General features: G+C 62.3%; 23 protein-coding genes. 12 read left to right on the plus strand and 11 right to left on the minus strand.

The genetic code is table 11. The features are described 5' to 3' along the window. Positions 1-24: 24 nt before the first annotated feature. The 3 genes from pxpA to pxpB all read right to left on the minus strand — a co-directional run bounded on the left by pxpA (position 25) and on the right by pxpB (position 2,529). Positions 25-774, minus strand: coding sequence for a 5-oxoprolinase subunit PxpA (gene pxpA, locus AWB74_RS31520; protein WP_061150537.1), 750 nt, complete (start codon positions 772-774; stop codon positions 25-27). Between the two features lie 64 nt (positions 775-838). Further along, the gene (locus AWB74_RS31525) at positions 839-1,879 is read right to left on the minus strand and encodes a 5-oxoprolinase subunit C family protein (RefSeq protein WP_061150538.1); all 1,041 of its coding nucleotides are present in this window, start codon (positions 1,877-1,879) and stop codon (positions 839-841) included. After that, positions 1,876-2,529: a 5-oxoprolinase subunit PxpB gene (gene pxpB, locus AWB74_RS31530; protein ID WP_061150539.1), complete on the minus strand. Its 654-nt coding sequence runs from the start codon at positions 2,527-2,529 to the stop codon at positions 1,876-1,878. The genes AWB74_RS31525 and pxpB overlap by 4 nt, the downstream gene beginning before the upstream one ends. Positions 2,530-2,710: 181 nt before the next feature. Between pxpB and AWB74_RS31535 the strand changes: the two genes are divergently transcribed. Continuing rightward, positions 2,711-3,223, plus strand: a complete 513-nt coding sequence (locus AWB74_RS31535) for a winged helix DNA-binding protein (RefSeq protein WP_008352632.1) — start codon at positions 2,711-2,713, stop codon at positions 3,221-3,223. On the opposite strand, the gene AWB74_RS31540 is transcribed toward AWB74_RS31535, so the two are convergent. Further along, positions 3,220-3,849 (minus strand): 5-formyltetrahydrofolate cyclo-ligase, encoded by a 630-nt coding sequence (locus AWB74_RS31540; RefSeq protein WP_061150540.1) that lies wholly within the window; start codon positions 3,847-3,849, stop codon positions 3,220-3,222. The genes AWB74_RS31535 and AWB74_RS31540 overlap by 4 nt on opposite strands. Before the next feature lie 19 nt (positions 3,850-3,868). Between AWB74_RS31540 and AWB74_RS31545 the strand changes: the two genes are divergently transcribed. The 4 genes from AWB74_RS31545 to AWB74_RS31560 all read left to right on the plus strand — a co-directional run bounded on the left by AWB74_RS31545 (position 3,869) and on the right by AWB74_RS31560 (position 8,785). Further along, a complete protein-coding gene (locus tag AWB74_RS31545; protein WP_061150541.1) occupies positions 3,869-5,836 on the plus strand; it encodes a lytic transglycosylase domain-containing protein in 1,968 nt (655 codons plus the stop codon). Positions 5,837-5,957: 121 nt separating this feature from the next. Next, positions 5,958-6,914, plus strand: coding sequence for a complex I NDUFA9 subunit family protein (locus AWB74_RS31550; RefSeq protein WP_061150542.1), 957 nt, complete (start codon positions 5,958-5,960; stop codon positions 6,912-6,914). Between the two features lie 18 nt (positions 6,915-6,932). Further along, positions 6,933-7,553: a glutathione S-transferase family protein gene (locus AWB74_RS31555; protein WP_061150543.1), complete on the plus strand. Its 621-nt coding sequence runs from the start codon at positions 6,933-6,935 to the stop codon at positions 7,551-7,553. Next, positions 7,550-8,785 carry a multifunctional CCA addition/repair protein gene (locus AWB74_RS31560; RefSeq protein WP_061150544.1) on the plus strand — a complete coding sequence of 412 codons (1,236 nt, stop codon included), beginning with the start codon at positions 7,550-7,552 and terminating at the stop codon, positions 8,783-8,785. The genes AWB74_RS31555 and AWB74_RS31560 overlap by 4 nt, the downstream gene beginning before the upstream one ends. A gap of 688 nt (positions 8,786-9,473) precedes the next feature. On the opposite strand, the gene AWB74_RS31570 is transcribed toward AWB74_RS31560, so the two are convergent. Both AWB74_RS31570 and AWB74_RS31575 read right to left on the minus strand, forming a co-directional pair. Beyond that, a complete protein-coding gene (locus tag AWB74_RS31570) occupies positions 9,474-9,668 on the minus strand; it encodes a DUF2905 domain-containing protein (protein ID WP_061150545.1) in 195 nt (64 codons plus the stop codon). Between the two features lie 10 nt (positions 9,669-9,678). Continuing rightward, positions 9,679-10,884 carry a class I SAM-dependent methyltransferase gene (locus AWB74_RS31575; RefSeq protein WP_061150546.1) on the minus strand — a complete coding sequence of 402 codons (1,206 nt, stop codon included), beginning with the start codon at positions 10,882-10,884 and terminating at the stop codon, positions 9,679-9,681. 13 nt (positions 10,885-10,897) lie between these two features. Between AWB74_RS31575 and AWB74_RS31580 the strand changes: the two genes are divergently transcribed. The 5 genes from AWB74_RS31580 to glmS all read left to right on the plus strand — a co-directional run bounded on the left by AWB74_RS31580 (position 10,898) and on the right by glmS (position 16,482). Next, positions 10,898-11,740, plus strand: coding sequence for an SDR family oxidoreductase (locus AWB74_RS31580; RefSeq protein ID WP_061150547.1), 843 nt, complete (start codon positions 10,898-10,900; stop codon positions 11,738-11,740). 27 nt (positions 11,741-11,767) lie between these two features. Beyond that, on the plus strand, positions 11,768-12,169 hold the full coding sequence (locus tag AWB74_RS31585) for a dihydroneopterin aldolase (RefSeq protein ID WP_061150548.1): 402 nt from the start codon (positions 11,768-11,770) through the stop codon (positions 12,167-12,169). Next, positions 12,166-13,125: a tRNA 2-thiocytidine(32) synthetase TtcA gene (gene ttcA / locus AWB74_RS31590; RefSeq protein WP_061150549.1), complete on the plus strand. Its 960-nt coding sequence runs from the start codon at positions 12,166-12,168 to the stop codon at positions 13,123-13,125. The genes AWB74_RS31585 and ttcA overlap by 4 nt, the downstream gene beginning before the upstream one ends. Positions 13,126-13,221: 96 nt before the next feature. Next, positions 13,222-14,583 carry a bifunctional UDP-N-acetylglucosamine diphosphorylase/glucosamine-1-phosphate N-acetyltransferase GlmU gene (glmU, locus tag AWB74_RS31595; protein ID WP_061150550.1) on the plus strand — a complete coding sequence of 454 codons (1,362 nt, stop codon included), beginning with the start codon at positions 13,222-13,224 and terminating at the stop codon, positions 14,581-14,583. Positions 14,584-14,664: 81 nt separating this feature from the next. Further along, positions 14,665-16,482, plus strand: coding sequence for a glutamine--fructose-6-phosphate transaminase (isomerizing) (glmS, locus tag AWB74_RS31600; RefSeq protein WP_061150551.1), 1,818 nt, complete (start codon positions 14,665-14,667; stop codon positions 16,480-16,482). Positions 16,483-16,701: 219 nt separating this feature from the next. Here the strand turns inward: glmS and AWB74_RS31605 are convergent, their stop codons facing one another. From AWB74_RS31605 to AWB74_RS31625, 5 genes are all read right to left on the minus strand, one after another. Then, positions 16,702-17,163, minus strand: coding sequence for a hypothetical protein (locus AWB74_RS31605; RefSeq protein WP_061150552.1), 462 nt, complete (start codon positions 17,161-17,163; stop codon positions 16,702-16,704). Positions 17,164-17,545: 382 nt separating this feature from the next. Continuing rightward, complete coding sequence (locus AWB74_RS31610) at positions 17,546-18,181, minus strand: hypothetical protein (protein WP_143749355.1); 636 nt, start codon at positions 18,179-18,181, stop codon at positions 17,546-17,548. Between the two features lie 56 nt (positions 18,182-18,237). Continuing rightward, positions 18,238-19,764: a hypothetical protein gene (locus tag AWB74_RS31615; RefSeq protein WP_061150554.1), complete on the minus strand. Its 1,527-nt coding sequence runs from the start codon at positions 19,762-19,764 to the stop codon at positions 18,238-18,240. A 650-nt stretch (positions 19,765-20,414) separates the two neighbouring features. Continuing rightward, a complete protein-coding gene (locus AWB74_RS31620) occupies positions 20,415-21,119 on the minus strand; it encodes a ParA family protein (protein ID WP_143749356.1) in 705 nt (234 codons plus the stop codon). Between the two features lie 226 nt (positions 21,120-21,345). Continuing rightward, entirely contained in the window at positions 21,346-21,618 is a 273-nt protein-coding gene (locus AWB74_RS31625; protein ID WP_061150556.1) for a helix-turn-helix domain-containing protein, read from the minus strand. Between the two features lie 95 nt (positions 21,619-21,713). On the opposite strand from AWB74_RS31625, the gene AWB74_RS31630 reads away from it, so the two are divergent. Beyond that, a complete protein-coding gene (locus AWB74_RS31630; protein WP_061150557.1) occupies positions 21,714-22,721 on the plus strand; it encodes an AAA family ATPase in 1,008 nt (335 codons plus the stop codon). 58 nt (positions 22,722-22,779) lie between these two features. Next, positions 22,780-25,308, plus strand: a complete 2,529-nt coding sequence (locus tag AWB74_RS31635) for a S8 family peptidase (protein WP_061150558.1) — start codon at positions 22,780-22,782, stop codon at positions 25,306-25,308. Positions 25,309-25,381 lie beyond the last annotated feature (73 nt).

The raw sequence follows: 25,381 nt of genomic DNA on the forward strand, positions 1-25,381 counted from the left end.
CGTTGGAACTTGCTGAGCGAAGCGTCAGGCGTCGGCGTGCGCCGCGCGTACTTCGATGCCCGCATCGGCGAGCGCACCACGAATGCGGCGGGCGAAATCCAGCGCGTGCGCGCCGTCGCCATGCAGGCAGATCGTCTGCGCGTTGAGCGGCACCCATTCACCCGACACGGCCTGCACGCGCTGCTCGCGCACCATCGCGAGGGTGCGGTCGAGCACGATGTTTTCGTCGTCGAGCAGCGCGCCCGGCTCCTTGCGCGGCACGAGCGAGCCGTCCGCGCGATAGCCGCGGTCCGCGAACACTTCCTCGATCGCGATCAGTCCCGCACGCCGCGCCGCTTCGATGAGCCCGCTGTTCGCAAGCCCGAACACGAGCAGCGACGGGTCGAAATCGTGCACGGCGGAGACGATCGCATCGGCGATTTCGGGACTGCGCGCGGCCTGGTTGTAGAGCGCGCCGTGCGGCTTCACGTGCGCGATGCGCCCGCCTTCCGCCTGCGCGATCGCCGACAGCGCGCCTAGCTGATACAGCACGCCCGCGTAGATTTCCTCGGGCGGCAGATTCATTTCCTTGCGCCCGAAATTCTCGGGATCGTTGAAGCTCGGATGCGCGCCGATGGCGACGCCTTTTTCCACGGCCCAGCGCACGCAGTCGCGCATCGCGGTGGCGCCGCCCGCATGCCAGCCGCACGCGATGTTCGCGGAACTCACGAGATCGAGCAGCGCTTCGTCGGAGCCGCAGCCTTCGCCGAGATCGGCATTGAGATCGATTTCCATGATGTTTTGGTCGTCCCGTTGAATGTTGAGTGTGATGCGCCACGTCTGCCGCGCGGCTTTCGATTCAGGCGCCCGCGCGCGCGATGCGCTCCTCGTGCATCGCGATGGCCGTTTCCACCTGGCTCACGTATTGCCGCTCCTCGGCGAGCGCGCGGCGCGCCTCTTCCACCGACGTTTCGATGAAACGCACGCCGCCGTTCAGCTTCACCTGCGCGAGCTTCCACAGATCCGCCTTGATGACCGCGCCGATCTTCGGGTAGCCGCCCGTCGTCTGCGCATCGCCCATCAGGATGATCGGCTGGCCGTTCGGTGGCACCTGCACCGTGCCGGGCAAGACCGCGTGCGACAGCAGTTCGATCTTCTCCCTGCGCTCGAGCGCCGTGCCCGCGAGGCGAAAACCCATGCGGTTGCTGTTCGGCGTGATCGTCCACTCCTCGTTCCAGAAGCTCTTCTGCGCCGCGTCGCTGAAGTTGTCGTATTCCGGCCCTCGCAGCACGCGCACCGGCACGGCCCACGCGAGACTCGGCGAATGACGTCCGCGCCGCACGGGTTCGTCGACGACAACGAACTTGCACCACGCCGGCGCCTTCACGCCGAACGCGGGTTCTTCCGGCGAAAACGCAATGCCCTTGTGCGGCTGCGGCACGCCGACCGGCAAGCGGTCGCCGTCGCGCAGCGCGCGTCCGCCGAGGCCGCCGAAGCACGCGGCGAGATCGGTCGAGCGGGAGCCGAGCATCGGCAGGACGTCGATGCCGCCTGCGATCGCCACATAGCAGCGCATGCCGCGCTTCGCCGCGCGCAACGTCAGCTCCTGGCCCGCGCGCACCGGCAGGCTCCACCACGAATACACCGGCTTGTCGTCGAGCGTCGCACCGAAATCGGTGCCGGTGATCGCGACGCGCGTCGCGTGTTTGAAGCGCAGCACGGTCGGCCCGAACGTCACCTCGATGCCCGCCGCATCCGGTCTATTTCCGACGATGCGATTGCCGATTTCCAGCGACAGCGCATCGAGGGCGCCGCCCGCGCTCACGCCCAGATGCCGGTAGCCGCGCCGGCCCAAATCCTGCACGGACGTGAGCACGCCCGCGCGAATCACGTCGATCATGCGCGCACCTCCAGCGCCGTGAAGCGCACGCGGTCGCCGGGCTGCAAGAGCGTCGGCGGGTTTCTGGCCGGATCGAAGAGTTTCAGTTCCGTGCGCCCGAGCAACTGCCAGCCACCCGGCGACGCCGCCGGATAAATCCCCGTCTGCGCCCCGCCGATTCCGACCGATCCGGCGGCCACTTCGAGTCGCGGTTCGGCGCGGCGCGGCATCGCGAGCGCGGGATCGAGCCCGCCGAGATAGGCGAAGCCCGGCTGAAAGCCCAGAAAGAACACGACGTATTCGGCTTGCGTATGGCGTTTCACCACTTCATCGACGGACAAGCCCGTGTGTTTCGCGAGCGCCGCGAGATCGGGGCCGTCGGCGCCGCCGTAGCGCACCGGAATGTCGATTTCGGCGCTCTCCATATCGGTCGCCTGCGCGGCGTCCCAGCCGGTTTCCAGTTGCGCGGCGAGCGATTCGTAGTCCGCTTCGAGCGGGTCGAACACGATCGTCAGATTATTCATGCCCGGCACCACTTCGACGACGTGCGGCATCAGGCGCGCGTGCTCCGCCAGCGCCCAGACGCGCCGCTGGCAGTCGAGCGTGGCGGGCGGCGCGGCTGCGCACACGAGCGCGGTGTCGCCCAAGGGGTGGATTCGTGGTTTCGTCATGCCTTCGATTGCCTTTGCGAGACGCGAAAATCGTCGATTCGATCGACTTCGCATCGTCGCAGAATGTTACATTGTCAATAAATTATCAAGAAATTATCAATTAACGTTTTCGCCGAGGCGCTCTTTTCGCTCGCAAAAGACGTTGCGCTACACTCCAACGCACTTCACATCGGTCACCGTCATGCCGCGCCATCCCACCAAGATTGTTTCGTCCGAGCATCTCGTCTCCGAAGCCAGCGCGGAACTGTCCGAGTTCGAATACGGGCTCATCATGGCCGGCAACGCGTTCAATCGCTGGATGGTGCGCTGCATGTCCGCGGCGGGCGCGAAGGACATGACGGCGGTGGAAGTTTCGCTGCTGCATCACGTGAGCCATCGCGACCGCAAGAAGAAGCTCGCCGACATATGCTTCGTGCTGAACATCGAGGACACGCACGTTGCCACGTATGCATTGAAGAAACTCGTCGCCCGCGGCTATGTGCAAAGCGAGAAGTCGGGCAAGGAAGTGTTCTTTTCCGCGACCCCGGCGGGGCGCGAGCTCTGCGGCAAATATCGCGAAGTGCGCGAGGCGTGCCTCATCGAGACGCTGCGCGAAAGCGGCCTCACCAACGAGCAGATCGGCGAGGCCGCGCAATTGATGCGCAATGCGTCCGGTCTCTACGATACCGCCGCGCGCGCGGCGGCATCGCTCTAATAGACCGCGGATTCTGTAACGATCGCGTCGAGCGGCATGTCGTGCGTCTCGCGCGGCAACGCGCCGCATTTGCCCGATTCATACGCGATGCCGATCGTCACCGGCCGCTTCCCTTCCGGCCACGCAGCGAGCGTACGGTCGTAATAGCCGCCGCCGTATCCCAGACGATACCGATGCGAGTCGAAACCGACGCACGGAATCAGCAGCAAGTCCGGCACCACGATGTTTTCTTCGGCGGGCACCGGAATCCGATAGCGGCCTTCCTTCATCGGCGATTGTGCACTCCACGCGTGAAAGACCATCGGCGCATGCGGCTTCACGACCACCGGCAGCGCCCCGCCGCGGGTTGCGTCGGCGGCGAGCCAGCGCGTCATCGCGGCGCGCGCGTCGAACTCGCCCGCGACCGGCCAGTACAGGCCGACGCATCGCGCGTCGTGCCGCGCGAGCACTTCCTCTATGCGCGTCGCGAGCGCCGCGTTCTTCGCGGCCTGGCCGGCCTGCTCGCTTTGCGCCTCGCGGGTCGCGAGAAGCGTTGCGCGCAGGGCGCTTTTAGGCTCGCTCTTGGGCTGATCGCAAACGTTGCGTGCTATGCTTTCCTCCGAACTCAGGACCCGGTTCAAGACCATTCGCGCTCCAGAAATAACGATGTCAAAACGCCTCAACCGAGTATATCTTGCGGTCGGCGCAGCCCTTGCCGCGGTGACGCTCGTCGCCTGCGGAACGGCTTCCGCCGTCCGTCCCGACGCTGACTTTTCGCCCGGCTCCGACGACCGCATCTTCATGCAGCTGCGCGATGCCGCGCGCGCGAACGATGCCGGCAAGGCCGCCGCGCTCGCTGCTCAGATTCCGGACTATCCGGCGCCGAGCTACATCGAGTACTTCACGATCAAGCCGCAGCTCTTCGATTCGCAAGGTCACGCGCGCATCGACGCGCCCGACGCGCCGGTGCTCTCGTTCCTGCAGCGGTACGACGGCCAGGCAATCGCGGATCGCATGCGCAACGACTATCTCGTCGTGCTGGGCGGCCGTCACGACTGGAAGAACTTCGAGCAGCAGTACTCGCGTTTCGTTCTGAACGACGATACACAGGTGAAGTGCTATGCGCTCGAAGCGCGCCTGTCGCGCGGCGAGAACGTCGCGGATGCGGCTCGCGCGCTGCTCGTCGAACCGAAATGGTACGGCGACGGCTGCGTCGATCTGATCGGCGCGCTCGCCGAGTCGGGCCAGTTCACCAGCGACGACATCTGGCAGCAGATCCGCCTCGCCTACGAGCAGAACTACACGACCACGGGCTCGAGCATTGTGGATGCGCTCGGCCAGGAAAAGCCGAAGGACACGCTCTTCGACGACGCCGTCAACAAACCGCCCCTCTATCTCGCGCGCGGCGTGATGCCCAATACGCCGGCGCATCAGCTCACGTTGCTCGCGATCACGCGCATGGCCCGCAACGATCCGGCGATGGCCGCGGCCACGTTCAGCTCCGTCGCGCCGAGCCTGACGCCGGCCGAGCGTGCGACCGGCTGGGGCACGATCGGCTATCAGGCGGCCATCAAGCGCATGCCGGCGGCGGCGGACTGGTTCCGGCTGTCGGCGAACGCGCAGTTGTCGAACCCGGCTTATGAGTGGCGCACGAGAAGCGCGCTGCTCGTCGGCGACTGGAACATGGTGCGCTGGTCCATCGAACAGATGCCGCCCACGCTGCGCGCCCAGCCCGCATGGGTTTACTGGCATGGCCGCGCGCTGAAGCAGGCGGGCGACGCGGCCACGGCGAATCAGGAATTCCAGACCATCGCCGATCAATACAATTTCTACGGCCAGCTCGCGCTCGAAGAACTCGGCCAGAAGATCACGGTGCCGCCGCGCACGACCGTATCGGATGCGGAAATCGCGCAGATGCAGTCGGTGCCGGGCTTCGCGCTGTCGCAGCGTTTCTATGCGCTGAACATGCGGCTCGAAGGCAATCGCGAATGGAACTGGCCGCTGCGCACGATGACCGACCGCCAGTTGATCGCGGCCGCGCAGTATGCGAAGCGCATCGAAATGTTCGACCGCACCGTGAACACCGCCGACAAGACCAAGACCGAGCACGATTTCTCGCTGCGCTATCTGTCGCCGTTCCGCGATATCGTCGAGCGCGATGCGCAGAACACCGGTCTCGACATCGAATGGGCGTACGGGCTGATTCGCCAGGAGTCGCGCTTCATCATCAACGCGAAGTCGGAAGTGGGCGCGGGCGGCCTCATGCAGCTGATGCCCGGCACGGCGCAGCTCGTCGCGAAGAAGATCGGCCTCGGTCCGGTATCGCGCGCGCAGATGAACGACATCAACACGAACATCCTGCTCGGCACGAATTACCTGTCGATGATCTACAATCAATTCGACAACTCGCCCGTGCTCGCCACTGCCGGCTACAACGCCGGTCCGGGGCGGCCGAAGCAGTGGCGTCAGGACTTGCGCGCACCCGTGGAGGGCGCGGTTTTTGCTGAAACGATCCCGTTCACCGAGACTCGCGATTACGTGAAGAACGTGCTGTCGAACACCGTGTATTACGCGGCATTGTTCGAAGGCCGTCCGCAGTCGTTGAAGGCGCGTCTGGGCTACATCGCTCCCTGACCGTCACGCAGCGAAAGCTCACGCCCGCGCGTCGCATGACAGGACGCGCGGGCGTTTTCATTTTGAGGCCCGCCGCTCTGAACCGAGCCGCATTCTTCAGGCCGCGACCAAGAGGCGAACTATGCGACACCAACATGTAGCGCTCATCGGCGGTTCGGGTTTCATCGGCAGCCATCTCGTCAATGCGCTCGTCGATCTCGGCAAGACCGTGCGCATCGCGACGCGGCGGCGCGTCAACGCGGCGCATCTCACGCTGCTGCCCGTCGATGTCATCGAAACCGATGTTCACGATCCCGTCAAACTCGCCGCGTTCATCGATCAGAGCGATGCGGTGATCAATCTCGTCGGCGTGCTTCAGGGGCGGCGCGACGATCCGTATGGCCCGGAGTTCGCGAAGGCGCATGTCGAACTGCCGCGCAAGATCGCAGCCGCGTGCGAGGCGAAGGGCGTGCGGCGTTTGCTGCACATGAGCGCGATCGGCGCCGATCCACATGGCCCGAGCATGTATCTGCGCTCGAAGGGCGATGGCGAAAAGATCGTCCGCGAATCGGGACTCGACTGGACCATCTTCCGCAGTTCCGTCGTGTTCGGTCCCGAGGACAATCTGCTCAATCAGTTTGCATTTCTGGAGCGCGTGTTTCCGGTGATTCCGCTCGCGTGCGCCGACGCCGAGTTCCAGCCCGTGTTCGTAGGCGACGTGGCGAAGGCGATCGTCAACGTGCTCGACCTGGACGCCGCGAACCGCCAGGTCTACGAGCTCGCGGGCCCGAGCGTGTACACGCTGGCGGAGCTCGTGCGCTTTTCAGGCGCGACCATCGGCAAGCATTCGCGCATCATCAAGCTGCCGGAAAGCCTCGGCCGCCTGCAGGCGATGACGATGGAAATGGCGCCCGGCCAACCGATCATCTCGCGCGACAATCTCGATTCGATGAAGACGCCGAGCGTCGCGAGCGGGCCGCTTTCGCCGGAACTGGGCATCGACGAGCCGGCGAGCATCGAGACGATTGCGCCGCTGTATCTGACGGGCAATTCGTCGCGCTCGCGCTTCAACGCTTTTCGCGCTACGGCGCATCGTTAATCCTCTTTTTGTGATCGCATGAAACTCGTAATCGGTGACAAGTTCAATTCTTCCTGGTCGATGCGTCCGTGGATTCTGCTGACGCATTTCGGCATTCCGTTCGAAGAGACGCTGATCCGTCTGGGCCAGCCCGACACGAAGTCGAAGATTCTCGAAGTTTCGCCGTCCGGCAAGGTGCCGTGCCTTGTCACTGATGCGGGCGATGCCGTGTGGGAATCGCTTGCGATCGCCGAGACGATTGCCGAGATGCATCCCGAGCACGCGATGTGGCCGCGCGATGCCGCCGCCCGCGCACGCGCCCGCAGCGTCAGCGCGGAAATGCACGCGGGATTCGCGGACCTGCGCCAGAACATGCCGATGGAAATCACGACGCACGCGCCGGGCACGGGCGCGACGCCGGAGGCGCTCGCGAACATTGCGCGCATCGAGGCGATTTGGGCGGAGTGCCTCGCGGAATCGGGCGGACCGTTTCTGTTCGGCGAATTCTGCATCGCGGACGCGATGTTCGCGCCGGTCGTCATGCGCTTCAATACCTACGCGCCGAAGCTGAGCGCGACGTCGCTCGAATACGGCAAGCGCATCACGGCGCTGCCGGCGGTCGCGACGTGGATCGACGGGGCGCGCGAGGCCGCGCGATGAACATCTACGCGGTCGGCGGCGCGATCCGCGACGAGCTGCTCGGCGTGCCGGTGATGGATCGCGATTACGTCGTCGTGGGCGCGACGCCGGAGCAGATGGTGGCGCAGGGTTATCGCCCGGTCGGCAAGGATTTTCCGGTGTTCCTGCATCCCGAGACGCATGAGGAATACGCGCTCGCGCGCACCGAGCGCAAGACGGCAGCGGGCTATCACGGCTTCCAGTTTTACTATTCGCCGGATGTCACGCTCGAGGAAGATCTGGCGCGGCGCGATCTCACGGTCAACGCGATGGCGCGCGAAGTGACGCCGGCGGGCGAGCTCACCGGCCCGGTGATCGATCCCTTCGACGGGCGAAGCGACCTGAAGAACAAGCTGTTCAGGCATGTGGGCGAGGCCTTCGTCGAAGATCCGGTGCGCATACTGCGCATCGCGCGATTCGCGGCTCGTTTCGCCGATTTCGATGTCGCGCCGGAAACCGCGGAGCTGATGAAGAAGATGGTCGCGGCCGGCGAAGTCGATGCGCTCGTTCCCGAGCGCGTATGGCAGGAAGTGTCGCGCGGATTGATGGAGAAGAAGCCGTCGCGCATGTTCGCGGTGTTGCGTGGCAGCGGTGCGCTCGTGCGCATTCTTCCCGAGGTCGATGCGTTGTGGGGCGTACCGCAGCGCGCCGACTATCACCCGGAAGTCGATACCGGCGTGCACGTGATGATGGTGCTGGACTACGCTGCGTCGCAGGGCTTTGCGTTGCCGGTGCGCTTTGCGGCGCTGACGCACGATCTCGGCAAGGCGACGACGCCCGAGGATATCTTGCCGCGTCACATTGGCCATGAAGGGCGCAGTGTCGATTTGTTGCGGCCGCTGTGCGAGCGCTTGCGTGTGCCGAACGAATGCCGCGATCTGGCGATGCTCGTCGCGCGGGAGCACGGCAATATTCATCGCGTGATGGATATGGGCGCGGCGGCCCTTGTGCGGCTTTTTGAACGCTCCGATGCGTTGCGGAAACCGGCGCGGTTTGCTGAGGCGTTGCAAGCCTGTCTTGCCGACGCTCGCGGGCGGCTTGGGTTGGAGCTTCAGCCTTATCCGCAGGCGGAGCGGTTGCGGGAGGCGTTGGTTGCCGCGCGGGCTGTTGATGCGGGGGCTGTGGCGCAACAGTTTGCCGATGATCCTTCCAGGATCAAGGATGCCGTGCATGGTGCTCGCGTTGCGGCGGTTAGCGCTGCTCTCGGTGTTTGATTTTGCTTTTTCTTTGCTTCGCCGGATCCCGTATTCGTGTTGGTTTATTAGCATTGCCCCTATGCGGGGCGGCAGTCACTTTCTTTGCTGCTGCAAAGAAAGTAACCAAAGAAAGCAGCTATCCCCAGCCTAAGCACTTCACAACGGCCGCGGCACAGGCGATTGGTTGCATGGCCCCCAGAGTAGCGAGTGCCCCACAAAACTCACCGGGCTTGGATCGCGCACGGTCTGACAAACCATAACTTTGAGCGCGCTGGTTCAGCACGAAATAGCATCGGCACAGCGCTACGCGCTGCCGCCGGGTTTGCAAGGGAAACCCACGTGTTGCGCGTGCGGTGCGATCGAAGCGTTAGCAAAGAAGCGCGCGCAAAGCCGATTGACCCGTCGGCCGCGAAGCGGGCTGGAGCTTGAAAGGGCTGCACCAGTTAGTAGTGCGGTGCGAGGTGTCAGACCGTGCGCGGTCCAAGCCGCGTTCGGCCTTTGAGGGCACTCGCTACTCCGGGGTCCATTCAGCCAATCGCCTGTGCCGCGGCCGGTGTGAGGCACTTTGGATGGGAAAAGCTGCTTTCTTTGGTGACTTTCTTTGCAGCAGCAAAGAAAGTTACCCCCGCCCCGGGGAGGGGCAGTGCTAATAAACCGACGCGAAATCCGGGATCCGGCAACAAACCCAAGCCCCAAGCCCCAAACCTCAAAGCGCCCGCGCAATCAAAGAAAGCAATATCGACAACAACAACGTCGACATGAAAGGAAACGAATATTCCTTCCCGAAGATCCGCAGCGTGAAATCCCCCGGCAGCCGCCCGATGCCGAACTTCCTGAGCCACGGCAGCGAGCCAGAAAGAATCGCGAGCGCGATGAACGTCGTGAGCAGCCAACGGATCATGATCGCGGACTCATAGTGTGTGAGAACGGTCGCCCGCGGCGAACGCGTCGAGCATGCCGGGAATGCCTCGCGAAAACGCGATCACCTTGAAAAGCTCGCCCATCTCGGCCTCGGAAAGCAGCTTCTGAACCGCATTTGCAGCAGGCAAGAAACGCTTCACATCGGCGGGATCGAGATCGCTCAAAACATCGGTGATCCCCGCGTTCATCAGAAAACGCGCCTGCGATGTAAAGCCGAGCAAATCCGCGCCGGTCTCCACGCCCGCTTCCGCGATGCCCGTGAACTCGACGTGCGCGGTGATGTCCTGCAAGCCCGGATACAAAAACGGGTCCGCGTGCGCACGATGCCGGTAATGACACATCAGCGTCCCGGCTGCGCGCTGCGCGTGATAGAACTCGCGTCGCGGAAAACCATAGTCGATGAAAAACGCTGCACCGCGCTTGAGCATCGTGCAGACCGTTCTCGTAAACGCAAGCGCAGCCTCGTGCGTCTCGGTGATGTACTCCGCGAACGGCTCGTCGCTGGCTTCGTCGATGGCGGCATCGATCAGCTCCGCCTGAGCATCCGGCGCGATCAGCCGGTCATCGAAGGCAAAACGGTCGTTCAACACGACGACCCCGCGCTCATGCCACGCGCCGAGCTTGCGAACGACGAGGCGCACGGGCATCGCGTCGAGCACTTCGTTGCCGATCACCACGCCTTCGAACGCATCGGGCAGCGCGTCCAGCCATGTCACCTTCGCGGCGAGCAATGGCGCGTGCTTCTCGATGGTTTCGCGCTGTCGCTCACGCAACTCGCCGGAAAGATCGACGATCGCATAGCTGTCGAAAGCCACGTCGAGTTCAGCGAGCGCGGTCAGAAGGCCCGCGGCGAGCCTGCCCGTGCCAGCGCCGAATTCCATCAGCCGCCGCGTGCCGCTTTGCTGCAAAGCCTGCGCGACCGGCCGCGCGAGCGTTTTCGCGAAAAGCGGGGACAGTTCCGGCGCGGTGACGAAGTCGCTGCCGTCTTCGGCGCGGCGGCCGAATTTCATCGCTCCGCCGCTGTAATAGCCAAGGCCAGGCGAATATAACGCGAGGTCCATATAGCGGTCGAAAGGCAGCCAGCCGCCCGCCGCGGCGATGCGCTCCCGAATCAGGTCGGAAAGCGCTTCGGACTGCGCGAGCGCGTCGGGGCCGGGAGCAGGTAAACTATCGGTTTGTCTGGCATTCGGATTCATCCCAGTATTGTAAATGAGCGCTTCCACGCCGTTTTCTTCCGTCAACTCGCCGTCTTCCGCCTCCGTTGCGCGTTCCCGCGCCGTGCTGGTGACGGGCGCGGCGAAGCGCATCGGGCGCGGCGTCGCGCTGGAATTCGCGCGGCAAGGCTGGGACGTGGCCGTGCACTACGGCGAATCGGAGCGCGAGGCGCACGCCACCGTCGCGGATATCGAAGCGCTCGGGCAGCGCGCGGCCGCGCTGAAGGCGGATCTCGCCATCGAAACGGAAGTCGAGCGGCTCGTGCCCGCGTGCGTCGAGGCCTTCGGCGGACTGAACTGCATCGTGAATTGCGCGTCGCGCTTCGACGAAGACACGGCCATCGACTTCGGCTACGCGAAGCTGCTGGAAATGACCGCCGTCAACGTCGCCGCGCCGCTCACGCTCGCGCGCATGCTGCACGCGATCACGCCCGATGCCGCCGCCGAAGACCGCGCGCTGCGCGGCGTCGTCATCAACGTGCTCGACCAGAAGCTGTACAACATGAATCCGGATTACCTGTCGTACACGCTGACGAAGGCCGCGCTCGACAACGCTACCGTCGCGCTCGCGCAGGCGCTCGGGCCGAAGTTGCGCATCGCCGGCCTCGCGCCCGGTTTGACGCTGATTTCCGCCGGACAGACGCCCGCGTCGTTCGAGTCGGCGCATCGTGTGACGCCGCTCAACCGCGCATCGACGGTCGATGACGTCGCGCAGGCCGCGTGCTATCTCGCGAACGCGCACGGTGTGACCGGCACGACGCTCGTCGTCGACGGAGGACAGCACCTCGTGCCGAGCCCGCGCGACGTGATGTACATGACCGGCGCGCAGAAGCCCTGAAATGCGTTATTGAATATTGGAACCCACATGCTTGCCGCACTCTCGCATCCCCGGCTGACCGATTGCCGGAGGCTTTTTCTGCGCAACTACGAAGTGCGCATCAACATCGGTGTGCATGACTTCGAGAAGCGCGGCGAGCAACGCGTCGTCATCAACGTCGAGTTGTTCGTGCCGCTCGCGCTGTCGACGCCCGTCGAAGACAAGTTGTCCGAAGTCGTCGATTACGACTTCATGCGCTCGACCATCGCCACGCGCGTGAAGCAGGGCCACATTCACTTGCAGGAAACGCTGTGCGACGACGTCGCCGCCGCCTTGCTCGCGCATCCGAACGTGCGCGCGGTGGCCGTATCGACGGAAAAGCCCGACGTCTATCCCGACTGCGACGCGGTGGGCGTCGAAGTCTTTCGCATCAAAGAGGAACGAGCATGAACGCGCGTGACGCAGTCGAAACCGTGGCGGACGAAAAGCCCGTGCGCGAAGCGTTGACCCGGCGCCAGCAGAAGGAAGCGTACGAGAACAACAAGCTGTTCAAGCGCATCGCGCGGCAGGTCGGCGAGGCGATCGGCGACTTCAACATGATCGAGCACGGCGACAAGGTCATGGTGTGCCTGTCGGGCGGCAAAGACAGCTATGCGATGCTCGACGTCCTGATGCGCCTGCGCGAGCGCGCGCCGATCGACTTCGAGATCGTCGCGGTGAATCTCGACCAGAAGCAGCCGGGCTTCCCGGAGCACGTGCTCCCGGAGTATTTAGCCAAGCTGGATATTCCGTTCCACATCGAGAATCAGGACACGTATAGCATCGTCAAGCGGCTCGTACCCGAAGGCAAGACCACGTGTTCGCTGTGCTCGCGCCTGCGCCGCGGCATTCTCTATCGCGTGGCGGGCGAGCTCGGCGCGACCAAGATCGCGCTCGGGCATCATCGGGACGACATCCTCCAGACGCTCTTGCTCAACATGTTCTACGGCGGCAAGCTGAAGGGCATGCCGCCCAAGCTGCAATCCGACGACGGCAAAAATGTCGTAATCCGTCCGCTTGCCTACGTGAAGGAAACGGATCTGGAAAAATACGCCGAACTGCGCGAATTCCCGATCATTCCGTGCAATCTGTGCGGCAGCCAGCCGAACCTGAAGCGCGCGGAAATGAAGGCGCTGATCCGCGAATGGGACAAGCGCTTTCCGGGACGCATCGAGAACATGTTCAACGCGCTCTCGAACGTGGTGCCCTCGCATCTGATGGACAGCAAGCTGTTCCCGTTCGGCGAGCTACGCGCGACGGGCGTTGCCGACCCGCAAGGCGATATTGCCTTCGACGAGGAACCGTGTGCAAGCGAACCGTCAGGATCGACCGGCGCGGTTTCAATTGTGCAGTTCGACGATCTGTAACCTTTATTCAATAAGGCGCAGCGTGGTTTACGCCGCACTGCGTCACGGGGCCGCTTGTTATATTGGCGGCTCGTCATACCAGCAAGGCTTCCAGCGATGAACATCGTGATTCTGGCTGCCGGCATGGGCAAGCGCATGCGCTCCGCCCTGCCGAAAGTACTTCATCCACTGGCGGGCAGGCCGTTGCTCGCGCACGTCATTGATACCGCGCGGACGCTGTCGCCGACGCGGCTTGTCGTCGTCGTCGGGCATGGCGCGGACAAGGTCCGCGAGATGGTCGGCGCGCCGGACGTGCAGTTCGCGCTGCAGGACAAGCAGCTCGGCACGGGCCACGCCGTGCAGCAGGCGCTGCCGCTTCTCGATCCATCGGTTCCCACGCTCGTGCTGTACGGCGACGTGCCGCTCACGCGCGCGAGCTCGCTGAAACGCCTGATCGACGCCGCGGGCGCAGAGCGTTACGGCGTGCTGACGGTGACGGTGGATGATCCGGCCGGCTACGGGCGCATCGTGCGCGACGCCGCGGGGAAGGTGAAGAAGATCGTCGAGCAGAAGGACGCGAGCGAGGAAGAACGGCGCATCGCGGAAATCAACACCGGCATCGTGATCACGCCGACGCGCACGCTCGAAACGTGGCTCGCGTCGCTGAAGAACGACAACGCGCAAGGCGAGTTCTATCTGACCGACGTGGTCGAGCGCGCCATCGATTCGGGCGTCGAAGTCGTCACCGCGCAGCCGGACGCCGAATGGGAAACGCTCGGCGTGAACAGCAAGATCCAGCTCGCGGAACTGGAGCGCATCCATCAACGCAACGTTGCGAACGCGCTGCTCGAAGCGGGCGTCACGCTGATGGACCCGGCGCGTATCGACGTGCGCGGCACGCTCGAGTGCGGCGCGGACGTGTCGATCGACGTGAACTGCGTGTTCGAAGGGCGCGTGACGCTCGCCGACAACGTGACGGTCGGCCCGAACTGCGTGATCCGCGACGCCACGATCGGCGCGGGCACGCGGATTGATGCGTACACGCATATCGAAGGTGCATCGGCGGGCGCGAACGTCGTGCTCGGCCCGTATGCGCGGCTGCGTCCGGGCGCGAAGCTTTCCGATGAAGCGCACGTCGGCAACTTCGTCGAAGTGAAGAACGCGGTGCTCGGACATGGCTCGAAGGCGAACCATCTCACGTATATCGGCGATTCGGATATCGGCGCGCGCGTGAACGTGGGCGCGGGCACCATCACCTGCAACTACGACGGCGCGAACAAGCATCGCACGGTGATCGAAGATGACGTGTTCATCGGCTCGGATACGCAGCTCGTGGCGCCGGTGCGTGTCGGGCGCGGCGTGACGATCGCGGCGGGCACGACTGTCTGGAAGGATGTCGCGGAAGGCGAACTGGTGCTCAACGAGAAGAGCCAGGTGAGCAAGGCGGGCTACAAGCGCCCGGTGAAAAAGAAGTCGTAAGGCTGTCGTGAAGATTCAGCCCAGCGCGCGCGGCGCTTCGTGCACCGCGCTTTTGAATGCAAGTATCAAAGGATAAAGGCCATGTGCGGAATTGTCGGCGCGGTAGCGCAACGTAACATCGTCCCGGTGCTGGTCGAAGGTCTGCGCCGCCTCGAGTATCGCGGCTACGACTCGTGCGGCGTGGCCGTTCTGAGCAACGGCGAGCCGCGCCGCGCGCGCAGTGTCGCGCGCGTGTCCGATCTCGACGCGCAAGTGCGCGATTCGAATCTCGGCGGCATGACGGGCATCGCGCATACGCGCTGGGCGACGCACGGTGCGCCTGTCACCGACAACGCGCACCCGATCTTCTCGCGCGATACCGTCGCGCTCGTGCATAACGGCATCATCGAGAACTACGAGTCGCTGCGCGAGATGCTCAAGGGCAAGGGCTATGAGTTCGTGTCGCAGACGGACACCGAAGTCATCGCGCATCTGATCCACAGCATGTATCGCGGCGACCTGTTCCAGACCGTGCGCGAGGCGGTCAAGCAGTTGCACGGCGCGTATGCGATCGCGGTGATGCATCGCAATCAGCCGCATACGGTGGTGGGCGCGCGTCAGGGCTCGCCGCTCGTCGTCGGTGTGGGCGAGGGCGAAAACTTCCTCGCATCCGATGCGCTCGCGCTCGCGGGCAGCACCGACCGCTTCGCGTTCCTCGAAGAAGGCGACGTCGTCGAGATCGCGCTGGACGGCGTGAAGATCGTCGATCGCGAAGGCCTGCCCGCCGAGCGCGAAGTGCGCGTGGTGACGGCATACGGCGGCGCGGTCGAACTCGGACCGTATCGCCACTTCATGCAGAAGGAAATCTTCGAGCAGCCGCGCGCGATCACCGACACGATCCCGCAAGCCGATCAGTTCGATCCGAGCCTTTTCGGCGACAACGCGCACGATGCGTTCGCGAACGTCGACAGCATTCTGATTCTCGCGTGCGGCACGAGCTATTACTCGGGCCTGACGGCGAAGTACTGGCTTGAATCGATCGCGAAGATTCCGACGCAGGTCGAGATCGCGAGTGAGTATCGCTATCGCGAGTCGGTGCCGAATCCGAAGGCGCTGGTCGTCACGATCTCGCAGTCGGGCGAAACCGCCGACACGCTCGCGGCGCTGAAGCACGCGCAATCGCTCCGCCACAAGCACACGCTCGCGGTATGCAACGTCGCGACGAGCGCGATGGTGCGCCAGACCGAGTTCGCGTTCCTGACGCATGCGGGCACGGAGATCGGCGTGGCATCAACGAAGGCGTTCACGACGCAGCTCGTCGGCCTGTTCGTGCTCGCGGTGACGCTCGCGAAGATGCGCGGACATGTGAATGCGAAGCAGGAAGCCGCGTACTTCACGCAGTTGCGGCACTTGCCGGCTGCGCTGAACAGCGTGCTCGCGCTGGAGCCGCAGATCATCGCGTGGTCGGAGGAGTTCGCGCGCAAGGAAAACGCGCTGTTCCTCGGCCGCGGCCTGCACTATCCGATCGCGCTCGAAGGCGCGCTGAAGCTGAAGGAAATTTCGTACATCCACGCCGAGGCGTATCCGGCGGGCGAACTGAAGCACGGCCCGCTCGCGCTCGTGACGGAAGCGATGCCGGTCGTGACCGTCGCGCCGAACGACACGCTGCTCGAGAAGCTGAAGTCGAACATGCAGGAGGTGCGGGCGCGCGGCGGCGAGCTGTATGTGTTCGCCGATGCGGATACGCGCATCGTCAGCGAAGACGGCATTCATGTGATCCGCATGCCGGAGCACTATGGGGCGCTGTCGCCGATTCTGCATGTCGTGCCGCTGCAGTTGCTTGCGTATCACACGGCGTGTGCGCGCGGGACGGACGTCGATAAGCCGCGGAATCTGGCGAAGTCGGTGACGGTGGAGTAACTGTTCGCGGCGGGTTTGACGCTATATGTCCGCAAAGAATGAAAGCGTCCTTCACCCCTTAGCTAAAAGCGTCCCTCAGGGGGGGTGATTCTGCCAGCAAACCCTTACGGGGCAAGGCTGGGGACACTTTCATTCGGTGTGGTGCACTTTGAAGAAAAAGCCCCCTTTTTACCCCCTCCTGATTCCAGAAAAAACCGCCCCCTGCGCCCTTGAGGGACACTATTCGTGAGGGGGTGATTTCAAAGCTTCTGGACTAGGGTTGCGCAACTCCGAGGGCGGCGAGCCCTCCAAATTATCGAGAATGCGCCACTCGACTGCCCCATCGGGGTAGCCCAGTGGCCATCCCTCTGCGAGCAATTCCAGCTCACTGCGAACACGTTCCAACATCGTTAGGCGAGGGTCGGCGCCATCATTGGGACGTTCGCGGTCGTTTCGGCCCTCTGCCTCGTCCGGACCTTGCCCCTCCCGCATTGCTTCCACAACACCCCGCGCACACCAAAGCCGGTCGAGCGCCCGCCTGAGCCGCTCGCGCATCTCATCCTTGAGCCCAAGCTCGCGCGCTACGACCTCGACATCAATCGCCGCATCTGTCAGCAAAATCTCCAAAAGCTCGAACAGCCTTGACGTCAGTTCGACCTTCCGAGAATGCTTCGTGTTTTTGATTTCATGAGAGTCGTCCATTCAACCGGTAGAGAGCCGGCTTATACGGTTTGCGATGCACCGGCCGGACGGCATCGCGTTCCATGCGCAACGACAATTGCGGAGTTGGGCGCCGTCGAACGTTTAAACCCAACACAAGCTGGCTAAGAAACGCGCGGCGCCAACGGAGCGAACGGTGGTGCGCAGTAATCAGCCGGGCATAATGAAGTCCGTGGCGGCGCCGCTGCCGGCGTCGGCCGCTACCGAATGCCGCGTTCCGACGTTTGTTGGCAACGTTGACGCGAACGGCGTGCCACCGGTTGAAGCAGAAATTGCTGGTGTCGTGAAGGTACGAGTCGACGCGCTGCTCGCAGACCACGCCGCAAAGCGGAGCTACGAGTGGAACGCACGCAAGCGTTGTAACTTAATCCGACATCCCAACTTCGAGGTCGATGGCGCGCAGCCGGGCGGCAATTTCATTGGCTTTCTCGGCAATCGTCCGCGCCTCGTCGGCCTTGCCGCTGCCCATTGTCCGGAAGATATCGAGCGTCCCGCTCAGAGTATGGGCATCGACACCGATGGAAATCAGCTCCGCGCGCAGCTCGGCATGCGTGCGCTTATTGCTTTTTGTTGGCAATTCCAGGAAGTTCGCCACGCTGGCGGACAGGCCAGCAAGGAACGCGAATATGGCGGAGACAAGCGCCAGCCGCGGACTGTCCTTCAATAGCGCGGGAATTACGCCGGCGCTGCCCAGGCTGGCAGCGACGCTGCCCCCGAACGACACATAGCGGATGACGGTCAATCGCTTCAAAATGCGCAGGTTGAGCTGCTCGGTTCGAGCAGGAATAATGCGCAGCGATGCTCTGGCCAATTCAAGCAGACCGGGAATATTGGCGGGTTGCATGTGCATCGCCTCATCGCCCCCGAGCGCGCCGACCTTAGACTCGAGCGCCGCAATGATGGGATGCCGAGCCGCCAGCCGAGTCAGTTCCTCTCGGGCGTGCGCGTGCAAGACGTCGAACAAGGCATCCACCACCAACTCTTGGTCGTGTTCGCTCACTGTGTTCCCCCTATGCTGCCGTTCCATTTGATTTTGCGCTTCGACAACAGACCGCGTCAGTAGTCGTTCTGCCGCTGTTTCATCCACCACATTGCCCCCAGCCCAAACAGATTGAACAACACGACGCCGAGAAATACAGCAATTGGGCGCCAGGGGGCACCGTCGTTCACCGGCCTGCGTTTTTGCGGCTCGTCCGTCTTCGCCGCTGGAAAGGCGGTCTCGAGCGCGACGACGGCACCGTGCAGGCCCTTCCGCTCTAGCAGGGCCATTGCAGTCTTCGTCGTCAGAGACCTCGGGCGTGGGGCAAAAGCTTCACGCGAAGAGACCTCGACCTCCGTTATGCCGCCGGGCGGGCGTGATTCGCGCTGCGGCGTTTTTCGGGTGACACGCGCTACTTCGCGCGGGCGCTCAGTAGTAATGGGCGCGTCTTTCGGGCGCGCTTTCGGCGAGATTTTAAGGGTGTGCAACAACCCTTTGATTTCGGCGCCACTGATGTACAAAGGAGAATCTTTCGTCGCCAGCGCGCTGAGAAATTGTCCTAACTCGGTCTTCCGTGATGCGGTGCCGAGACTCTGCGCTACGTCGGGGTTGTAGACCGTGTTTTTGTAGCCCGATGCGCCGCTGGCACAAAAACTGGAACAGCCCAAGGTGATTAGCTTATTGCCGTTGAGCGTCGCTGCGGCTTTTAGTTTGGCCATCGAAACGCGCACGTCAGCTTCTTTGCCGGTGCCGCGCAGCAAATACTCTGCCTCGTCGATGTGTCCGACCACGACGACGGTCTTGTTGCTCACTTTGCCAAACTTTAGCTCACCGCTTTTGTCCAGAAAATTGTTGATGGGCAAAGCTTTGTCCTGCGTGGCGCGGCTGATTTCTCGAATGCGCCCGCTGTCGCGTCGGCCAAAGGCGGCCACGTACACTACGTCCCCAGCGCTCATCGAACCTTGCAACATCTGCTCGACCGCGACCAGGTCGTCGATTTGGCTCTCCACGGGAATGCGCAGGCCGGAGCGCATCTCGACCGACAGCGCACCGTCGGCCTCCTTGGTCAGATAAGCCAGCCGCTTGTCGTTAATGAGCCAGGCCGAACCTTCTGGTACTACCGTCTTAGTTTGAGCAAACAATCGGCCATCAATTAGGGTGAGCGAGCCATCGACCCCCACGGGCGATTGGGCCAGCCATTCCTCCAAGTCCCTGTTGAAGAGCGTCTGGGCCTGGAAAGCACCGTTATCCCGCGTGACTACTTGGAAGCTGCCGTCGTCGCGCGGCTCCACATATCGAGTTCGTCGACTGACCGGCGCCAATTTGAACGCCGCCTCCGCGTCGGTACTGAGCAGTTTGTCATCCAGTTGAATCGGACGTCCGAGCGCCCACAGCTTGAGGGTCCCGGTTTCCGCTTCGCGCTCAAGCAGCCCTTTGCCGTTTGCAGGAAGCCTTTCCAGTTCCCTAGCGCCGTACCGTGTCTCGGCACTCCCAGCTCCCTTGGAAAGCGCACCCCAATTAAAAGAGGATGCTGTCGGCGCCGCGCACAGCGCCCACAAGCCGATGATGAGGCTGGCGACAACGGTGCGCACGACGTGTCGCATGGGAAAGCACCTCCGGACTAACGTGGTTTTTTCGCTTTCGAGGTCACGGTGCGGCTCTTCGCAGTATCCCGCCGGGCCGGTTCCATCAATCGAGGGCCGTCGTTAGGCTCATCGGCAGCTCGGGTAAAGTATGAAACTGTATCTCTAGACTTCGCAAGGGAACTACGAGCGCCCTGCTTGCACGAGAAAGTTGCAGTGAGGAAAAGGAGCCGGCGGCGCATGCGGTCGAGCACAGTTCTTCCTCATGACGGAGGTCAACAATAGTCAGCGTGCTCATTTCAATTTACCTATCGCAAAATAGGGTTGCGGTAGAGACCGGGTCTTCGTTCGAGCGGTTTTCCTTAAGCTCGCTAAGGAGTTGTCGACGAGCGTGAACTGGCTGTCTATTGTTCTGGGTGTGCCGAGCCCCGACATGGAGGTGAGGCATCGCGAGAGCGAGAAGCGGACATCGCGTGATGGGGGGCCTTTCTCGGCGACGAGTGCAGCACGCCAGACAGCTGGAGACGCTTTTGTTGGCCGCGCGAAGCAATAAAGGTGCTGGGGGCGGGCAGTCGAAGAACTGAATCTTGACTACGACCCGTGCGACGCGTGCCGTCGTCCAAGTCGTTGGCTTTCAGCTCCTCTCGAGAGGTTTCACCATCGCGGTGGCGTTACGAGGTCAGCGCGCCTCGCCCCGCCCAACGCCGAAAGTTCTGGATGTCGTAGATGCTTGCACCCTTTCGCGCAAAGCGCCGTTCATCCGGAAACTCGTCCAACACGCATTCAACGACCTGGAGCATGTCTTCACGGGCCTCCTTGTCGCCTCCAGCGTCGAACACAGACAATCCGGGCCGGTCAAGGCGCCCGTACGCGGACAGATTCCGAATAAACGCTTCTAGCATCGGGCCGTGCTTGACCAATTGAAGAAGCCAGGAGACGGTTTCTCTCGACAGCCCGACCCGCGTGAAAACAAACGCAAATCTCTTCTCTAACCGAACGCATTCAGCTGCCGTGCGTATTGCCGGCGGCATTTCGAAGGCTGTGTCGCCGACGGGAATGAGGACGAAATCGGCGAGTGAAATCGCCGCTGCCGTCGCGGCGAGGTCATGAGACGGGGTGTCCACAATGACCCACGAGCCGTCACTAATTGCATCGCCAGCAAGCCATTGCCTTAAGGCTTGAGCGTTGCTCCCATCGAACATCTGAGGGTTTGGGTCCGACCGTTCGGCCCACCATGCGCGTAGAGTTTGTTCCCTACACAAGTCTGCCAGCACAACTCGTCCGCCTCGTCGAAATCCGAGTCCGACTGAGATTTCGCCTGCAAGTGTCGTGCGACCGGTGCCGCCTTTGCTGTTTGCTATGACTAATACCGGCATGGCAGCGTCTCCCGTGTGAGCTACACGCCCACTCAGTATGCCGCGCTGCTTGCAGGCAGACAACAGAACAGCGCAAGCGCATGACTTGAGTGGCCATCCTTCGTAGGAGCATCTCCAAGCCAGGCGCAGGCGGGGCCAAACCGACTCAACCCGCGTCAAATTTCGGCTGAGACGGAAGACGTCTCATTCGAAAACTAGACTGTCGTCGGGCTTCCAGGGGCGACACCTATCGCTCAGAGAGAGCTTCGAGCATCGACACGGTGCGCTTCGCGGTCTCGAGTGCGCCCTTCAAACCGTTCTCAGCGTGGTCATGCTCGCTCACGGTTTCTGCTAAACGGGCTAGGCAGTAGTTGATTAGCCGTGTTGGCGCGCCGAGCTGTTCCGTTTCGTAACGGGAGAGCGCGGATTTGCTCACGCCGGTCGCGGCAGCGAAGTCTGCCTGAGTACTCGAACCGCGGGTCCATTTAAGGAGCTCACCTTGACTGCGAGGAGGAAACATAAGTTCGAATGCTGTAGTAGCAACATAGTTGCTATAATAGCAACTTCTAAGTCATCGGAAGTCTATACTTCGAGACAAGACTTTTTGAGGTTCAAATGGCCCGTTCAGACCAACTCAAAGCCCTGCTGCGTGCATATGCTGGTGACAACCACGAGCATTTTTTCGCAGTGGCTATGCAGATGGCGGCTGACGAAGCGCACCGCGGACACACCAAGTTGGCAGCCGAGCTGCGCGACTTGGTGGATGCGGCCAAAGTTGGTAAGCCGACACTGAAGGTTGGGGCACGTGGAAAGGCGACCGCTCGGCCCATTCCCCTCGCTCAACCGAAGGGAGAGCTCTCTGAGCTGCTGACGGTTCAGTACCCGCAGGAGCACCTGCAGCAAATGGTGCTGTCTGAGGGCGTTCGGCAGAAACTTGGACGGGTTCTGCGAGAGCAGCGCCACCACGAACAATTGCGTCTGCACGGCCTGAGCCCTCGTCGCAAGCTTCTGCTTGTCGGGCCGCCCGGAACCGGTAAAACAATGACCGCTGCTGCGCTTGCGGGTGAACTACGACTGCCGCTTTTCACCGCACGGTTTGACAGTCTGATTACAAAGTTCATGGGCGAAAGTGCATCTAAGCTTCGCCTCGTATTCGAAGCGCTGAAAACAACGCGCGGCGTGTACTTCTTTGATGAATTCGATTCGCTGGGCCTGCAGCGAGGTAGCCAGCATGACGTCGCGGAAATGCGCCGGACCTTGAACATGTTCCTGCAACTTATCGAGCAGGACACTTCGGACAGTCTTCTGCTTGCGGCTACGAATCATGGAAAGGATTTGGACACGGCATTGTTTCGGCGGTTTGATGATGTGATTCAGTACGATGCCCCGGACGAACCACAAATTGAGGCGCTCTTAAAAAATAGCCTTGGCACATTCGTCTCACCGGAAATTGACTTCAAACGACTCGCAGGCATCGGACGAGGCGAATCCCACGCCGATATCGTCAAAGCTTGCCTCGATGCTCTCAAGGATGCGGTCATGGAAGGGGAGAGAACGGTCCGCCATGAAAGCGTCGCTCGACATCTGGAAGAACGCGCTCGCGGGCGCGACTTTCGCGTGTAGAAACCCGTAAAAAGTCCTCTATACTCTTAAGCTCATAAGACGAAAAGAGCTTGAGAGAATGGCAGACGAGCTTAAACGTCACCTGTCCATCGATGGATACGTGACCGGGGTCAAATTTCGCTCTCCACTGAATGTTATCCGGGAACCTGCGCCGCAACGCGCGGACCGTGGTGCCCATGGGCAACGCTTGCTGAAGCAAATTCAGGGACTCGGCGTCGACATAGAGGAGCTCGAAAAGCAGCGCGCGAAGCTTGGACTCCCCGAGCGCCGCGGCATCCGCGTCGCCATTGAATTCCGACCGCCTAACGCCTACGACTACAGCGGTATTGAGTATGCTAAGGACGGGATACAGCTCCTCACCGTCACCACGCATGAAGACCACGACGTTGCAGTGCTCCATGTTCCGGACGGTAGGCTTTCTGCGTTCGTGAAGCGAGTCACCGAGTACATCGAACAGAACAGCAAATCGGGGAAGCCTAAGAACGCGTCGCTCGTGAATGCAATCGAGAATTTGCGGCGCATTGCGTTCGAAGAACTCTGGACCGATTCGGCTGAGCCGCCTCAAGACGACGAGAGTCACTGGCTACAGGTCTGGCTGCGCCATACTGCCGGCAATGCCGCTGCCGTCGCCACCGATTTTGCAACGGAAGCAGCTAAGGTGGGCATCGAAGTCGTGCCCGGTTTCGTTCAATTTCCTGGGCGCCTTGTGGTGGCCGCATGTGGCAATCGACCTGCGTTCGAGCAAGCAGTCGAGCTTCTCGACATGATTGCGGAAATCAAGTACGTCGAGCCGAATGCAGAATTTTTCGTCGGCGAACTCACGCCGGCGGAGCAGGCGGACTGGATTTTGGACCTGGTCGAGCGAACGACGGTCGGAGGCGCCGAAGCGCCGCACGTGTGCATTCTTGATACCGGGGTGAACAACGGTCATCCGTTGCTCGAGCTCGCGCTCGTCGAGCAGGACATGCACACCTATCATCCGACGTGGCCGAAGCATGATGAGGAGGGTCACGGTAGCGGCATGGCCGGCATCGCGCTCTATGGAGATTTGCCCGCAGCGCTGAACTCGCAAGAGTACGTCGAACTCCCTCACCGGCTTGAGTCGGTCAAGATATATCCGCCGAAGGGCGTAAACTCTCCGAAGCTCTGGGGCGCTGTCACAATTGACTCGGTGAGTCGCGTCGAGGTGACAAATCCGAAGCGCGCTCGAGTCTTCGCGATGATGACTACGTCCGTCGGCCACCTTGAAGGGAATCCATCGGAGTGGTCTGCATCCATCGACCAGCTTGCCTTCGGGCGAGCGGCAAGGGATATTCCGACGCTCAAAGCCGGTGTTGAAGCCGGTCCGCGCATTCCGCGGCTGTTCGTGCTCTCAGCTGGGAACGTGGAATGGCCGGAATGGATTGAGTATCCAAAGAAGAACGAATTGAGCCCCGTTCAGAATCCGGCGCAATCGTGGAACGCGCTGACAGTCGGGGCATGCACGCATCTTGTCGACATCGACGCGAAAAAGCATAAGGGCTACAAAGCCATCGCATCGCATGGGCACTTGTCGCCTTCGTCGACTACGTCGATGCTCTGGACGGGTTCGGCTTGGCCGTTCAAACCTGACGTCGTCGCCGAGGGTGGCAACGGCTCGCTCGATGGCTTGGGGATGGTCGATACCGGACCCGAGTCGCTCCGCCTGCTGACTACGTCGAACACCCCGCTTGATGAGCCGTTCATGGTTACAGGAGACACGAGTGCGGCGGCGGCGGAAGTTGCTCGCATTTGCGCGTACATCTGCGCGCGCTATCCCGACTATTGGCCCGAAACCATCCGCGCCCTCGTAGTCAATAGTGCGGAATACACTCCGGCCATGCAGGCCAGCTTACCTGCTAATCCGAAGAAGGAAGATAGAGAAAACCTCCTGCGTAAGTTCGGCTACGGAAAGGTCAGTATGGAGCAGGCCGAATACTCGACCGCCCATCGACCGACGCTCGTCATCCAGCACGAGTTCAATCCGTACATTCGGGGGGCTAAGGGAGCCATCACGCTAGGCCAGATGCAATTGCATGACCTTCCATGGCCAGAGGATGAGCTTATGGCTCTGGGTGAAACGCAAGTCGAAATGCGCGTGACGCTCTCTTACTTCGTCGAACCCAACCCAAGCTCCCGCGGTTGGCAGAGCAAGTTTCGATATCAGTCGCACGCGCTGCGCTTCGCGGTGAAGGCCGCTACCGAGGACGACGACGAGTTTCGCAAGCGCATTAACAAAGCAGAGCGGATGGTCGGTGAAGCGGGATTCGGGGACCCCGATTCGGCGCAATGGCGCTATGGCCTGCAGTTGCGCTCCCGCGGCTCGCTTCACTCCGACGTCTGGACCGGCACAGCTGCGCAGTTGGCGTCGAAGTCGCACGTGGCCGTTTTCGCGGTGGGGGGCTGGTGGAAGGACTGGGAACAAGTTAAACAGTGGTCGCAAAAGGCGCGGTACGCGCTGGTCGTTTCCTTGAAAGTCGCGGACGACGTTGACACCGACGTCTATACGCCCATCGAACAAATCATCGTGCCGGAGATTGCAATCGATGTCGACATTGGCGGCCTCTAATGCCGCGACGGAAGATTGACGCCTGCCGAGTCGACAACCTCGCTTCGGACATCACGGAAGCGACACGCGAAGA

The sequence above is a fragment of the Caballeronia arvi genome, from assembly GCF_001544695.2.
GTDB lineage: Bacteria > Pseudomonadota > Gammaproteobacteria > Burkholderiales > Burkholderiaceae > Caballeronia > Caballeronia arvi.

What these genes read in the sequence shown, in the direction of transcription:
- pxpA (WP_061150537.1), bottom strand. Translation starts at nt 774, where the DNA reads ATGGAAATCGATCTCAATGCCGATCTCGGCGAAGGCTGCGGCTCCGAC.
- AWB74_RS31525 (WP_061150538.1), bottom strand. Translation starts at nt 1,879, where the DNA reads ATGATCGACGTGATTCGCGCGGGCGTGCTCACGTCCGTGCAGGATTTG.
- pxpB (WP_061150539.1), bottom strand. Translation starts at nt 2,529, where the DNA reads ATGACGAAACCACGAATCCACCCCTTGGGCGACACCGCGCTCGTGTGC.
- AWB74_RS31535 (WP_008352632.1), top strand. Translation starts at nt 2,711, where the DNA reads ATGCCGCGCCATCCCACCAAGATTGTTTCGTCCGAGCATCTCGTCTCC.
- AWB74_RS31540 (WP_061150540.1), bottom strand. Translation starts at nt 3,849, where the DNA reads ATGGTCTTGAACCGGGTCCTGAGTTCGGAGGAAAGCATAGCACGCAAC.
- AWB74_RS31545 (WP_061150541.1), top strand. Translation starts at nt 3,869, where the DNA reads ATGTCAAAACGCCTCAACCGAGTATATCTTGCGGTCGGCGCAGCCCTT.
- AWB74_RS31550 (WP_061150542.1), top strand. Translation starts at nt 5,958, where the DNA reads ATGCGACACCAACATGTAGCGCTCATCGGCGGTTCGGGTTTCATCGGC.
- AWB74_RS31555 (WP_061150543.1), top strand. Translation starts at nt 6,933, where the DNA reads ATGAAACTCGTAATCGGTGACAAGTTCAATTCTTCCTGGTCGATGCGT.
- AWB74_RS31560 (WP_061150544.1), top strand. Translation starts at nt 7,550, where the DNA reads ATGAACATCTACGCGGTCGGCGGCGCGATCCGCGACGAGCTGCTCGGC.
- AWB74_RS31570 (WP_061150545.1), bottom strand. Translation starts at nt 9,668, where the DNA reads ATGATCCGTTGGCTGCTCACGACGTTCATCGCGCTCGCGATTCTTTCT.
- AWB74_RS31575 (WP_061150546.1), bottom strand. Translation starts at nt 10,884, where the DNA reads ATGAATCCGAATGCCAGACAAACCGATAGTTTACCTGCTCCCGGCCCC.
- AWB74_RS31580 (WP_061150547.1), top strand. Translation starts at nt 10,898, where the DNA reads ATGAGCGCTTCCACGCCGTTTTCTTCCGTCAACTCGCCGTCTTCCGCC.
- AWB74_RS31585 (WP_061150548.1), top strand. Translation starts at nt 11,768, where the DNA reads ATGCTTGCCGCACTCTCGCATCCCCGGCTGACCGATTGCCGGAGGCTT.
- ttcA (WP_061150549.1), top strand. Translation starts at nt 12,166, where the DNA reads ATGAACGCGCGTGACGCAGTCGAAACCGTGGCGGACGAAAAGCCCGTG.
- glmU (WP_061150550.1), top strand. Translation starts at nt 13,222, where the DNA reads ATGAACATCGTGATTCTGGCTGCCGGCATGGGCAAGCGCATGCGCTCC.
- glmS (WP_061150551.1), top strand. Translation starts at nt 14,665, where the DNA reads ATGTGCGGAATTGTCGGCGCGGTAGCGCAACGTAACATCGTCCCGGTG.
- AWB74_RS31605 (WP_061150552.1), bottom strand. Translation starts at nt 17,163, where the DNA reads ATGGACGACTCTCATGAAATCAAAAACACGAAGCATTCTCGGAAGGTC.
- AWB74_RS31615 (WP_061150554.1), bottom strand. Translation starts at nt 19,764, where the DNA reads ATGCGACACGTCGTGCGCACCGTTGTCGCCAGCCTCATCATCGGCTTG.
- AWB74_RS31620 (WP_143749356.1), bottom strand. Translation starts at nt 21,119, where the DNA reads ATGCCGGTATTAGTCATAGCAAACAGCAAAGGCGGCACCGGTCGCACG.
- AWB74_RS31625 (WP_061150556.1), bottom strand. Translation starts at nt 21,618, where the DNA reads ATGTTTCCTCCTCGCAGTCAAGGTGAGCTCCTTAAATGGACCCGCGGT.
- AWB74_RS31630 (WP_061150557.1), top strand. Translation starts at nt 21,714, where the DNA reads ATGGCCCGTTCAGACCAACTCAAAGCCCTGCTGCGTGCATATGCTGGT.
- AWB74_RS31635 (WP_061150558.1), top strand. Translation starts at nt 22,780, where the DNA reads ATGGCAGACGAGCTTAAACGTCACCTGTCCATCGATGGATACGTGACC.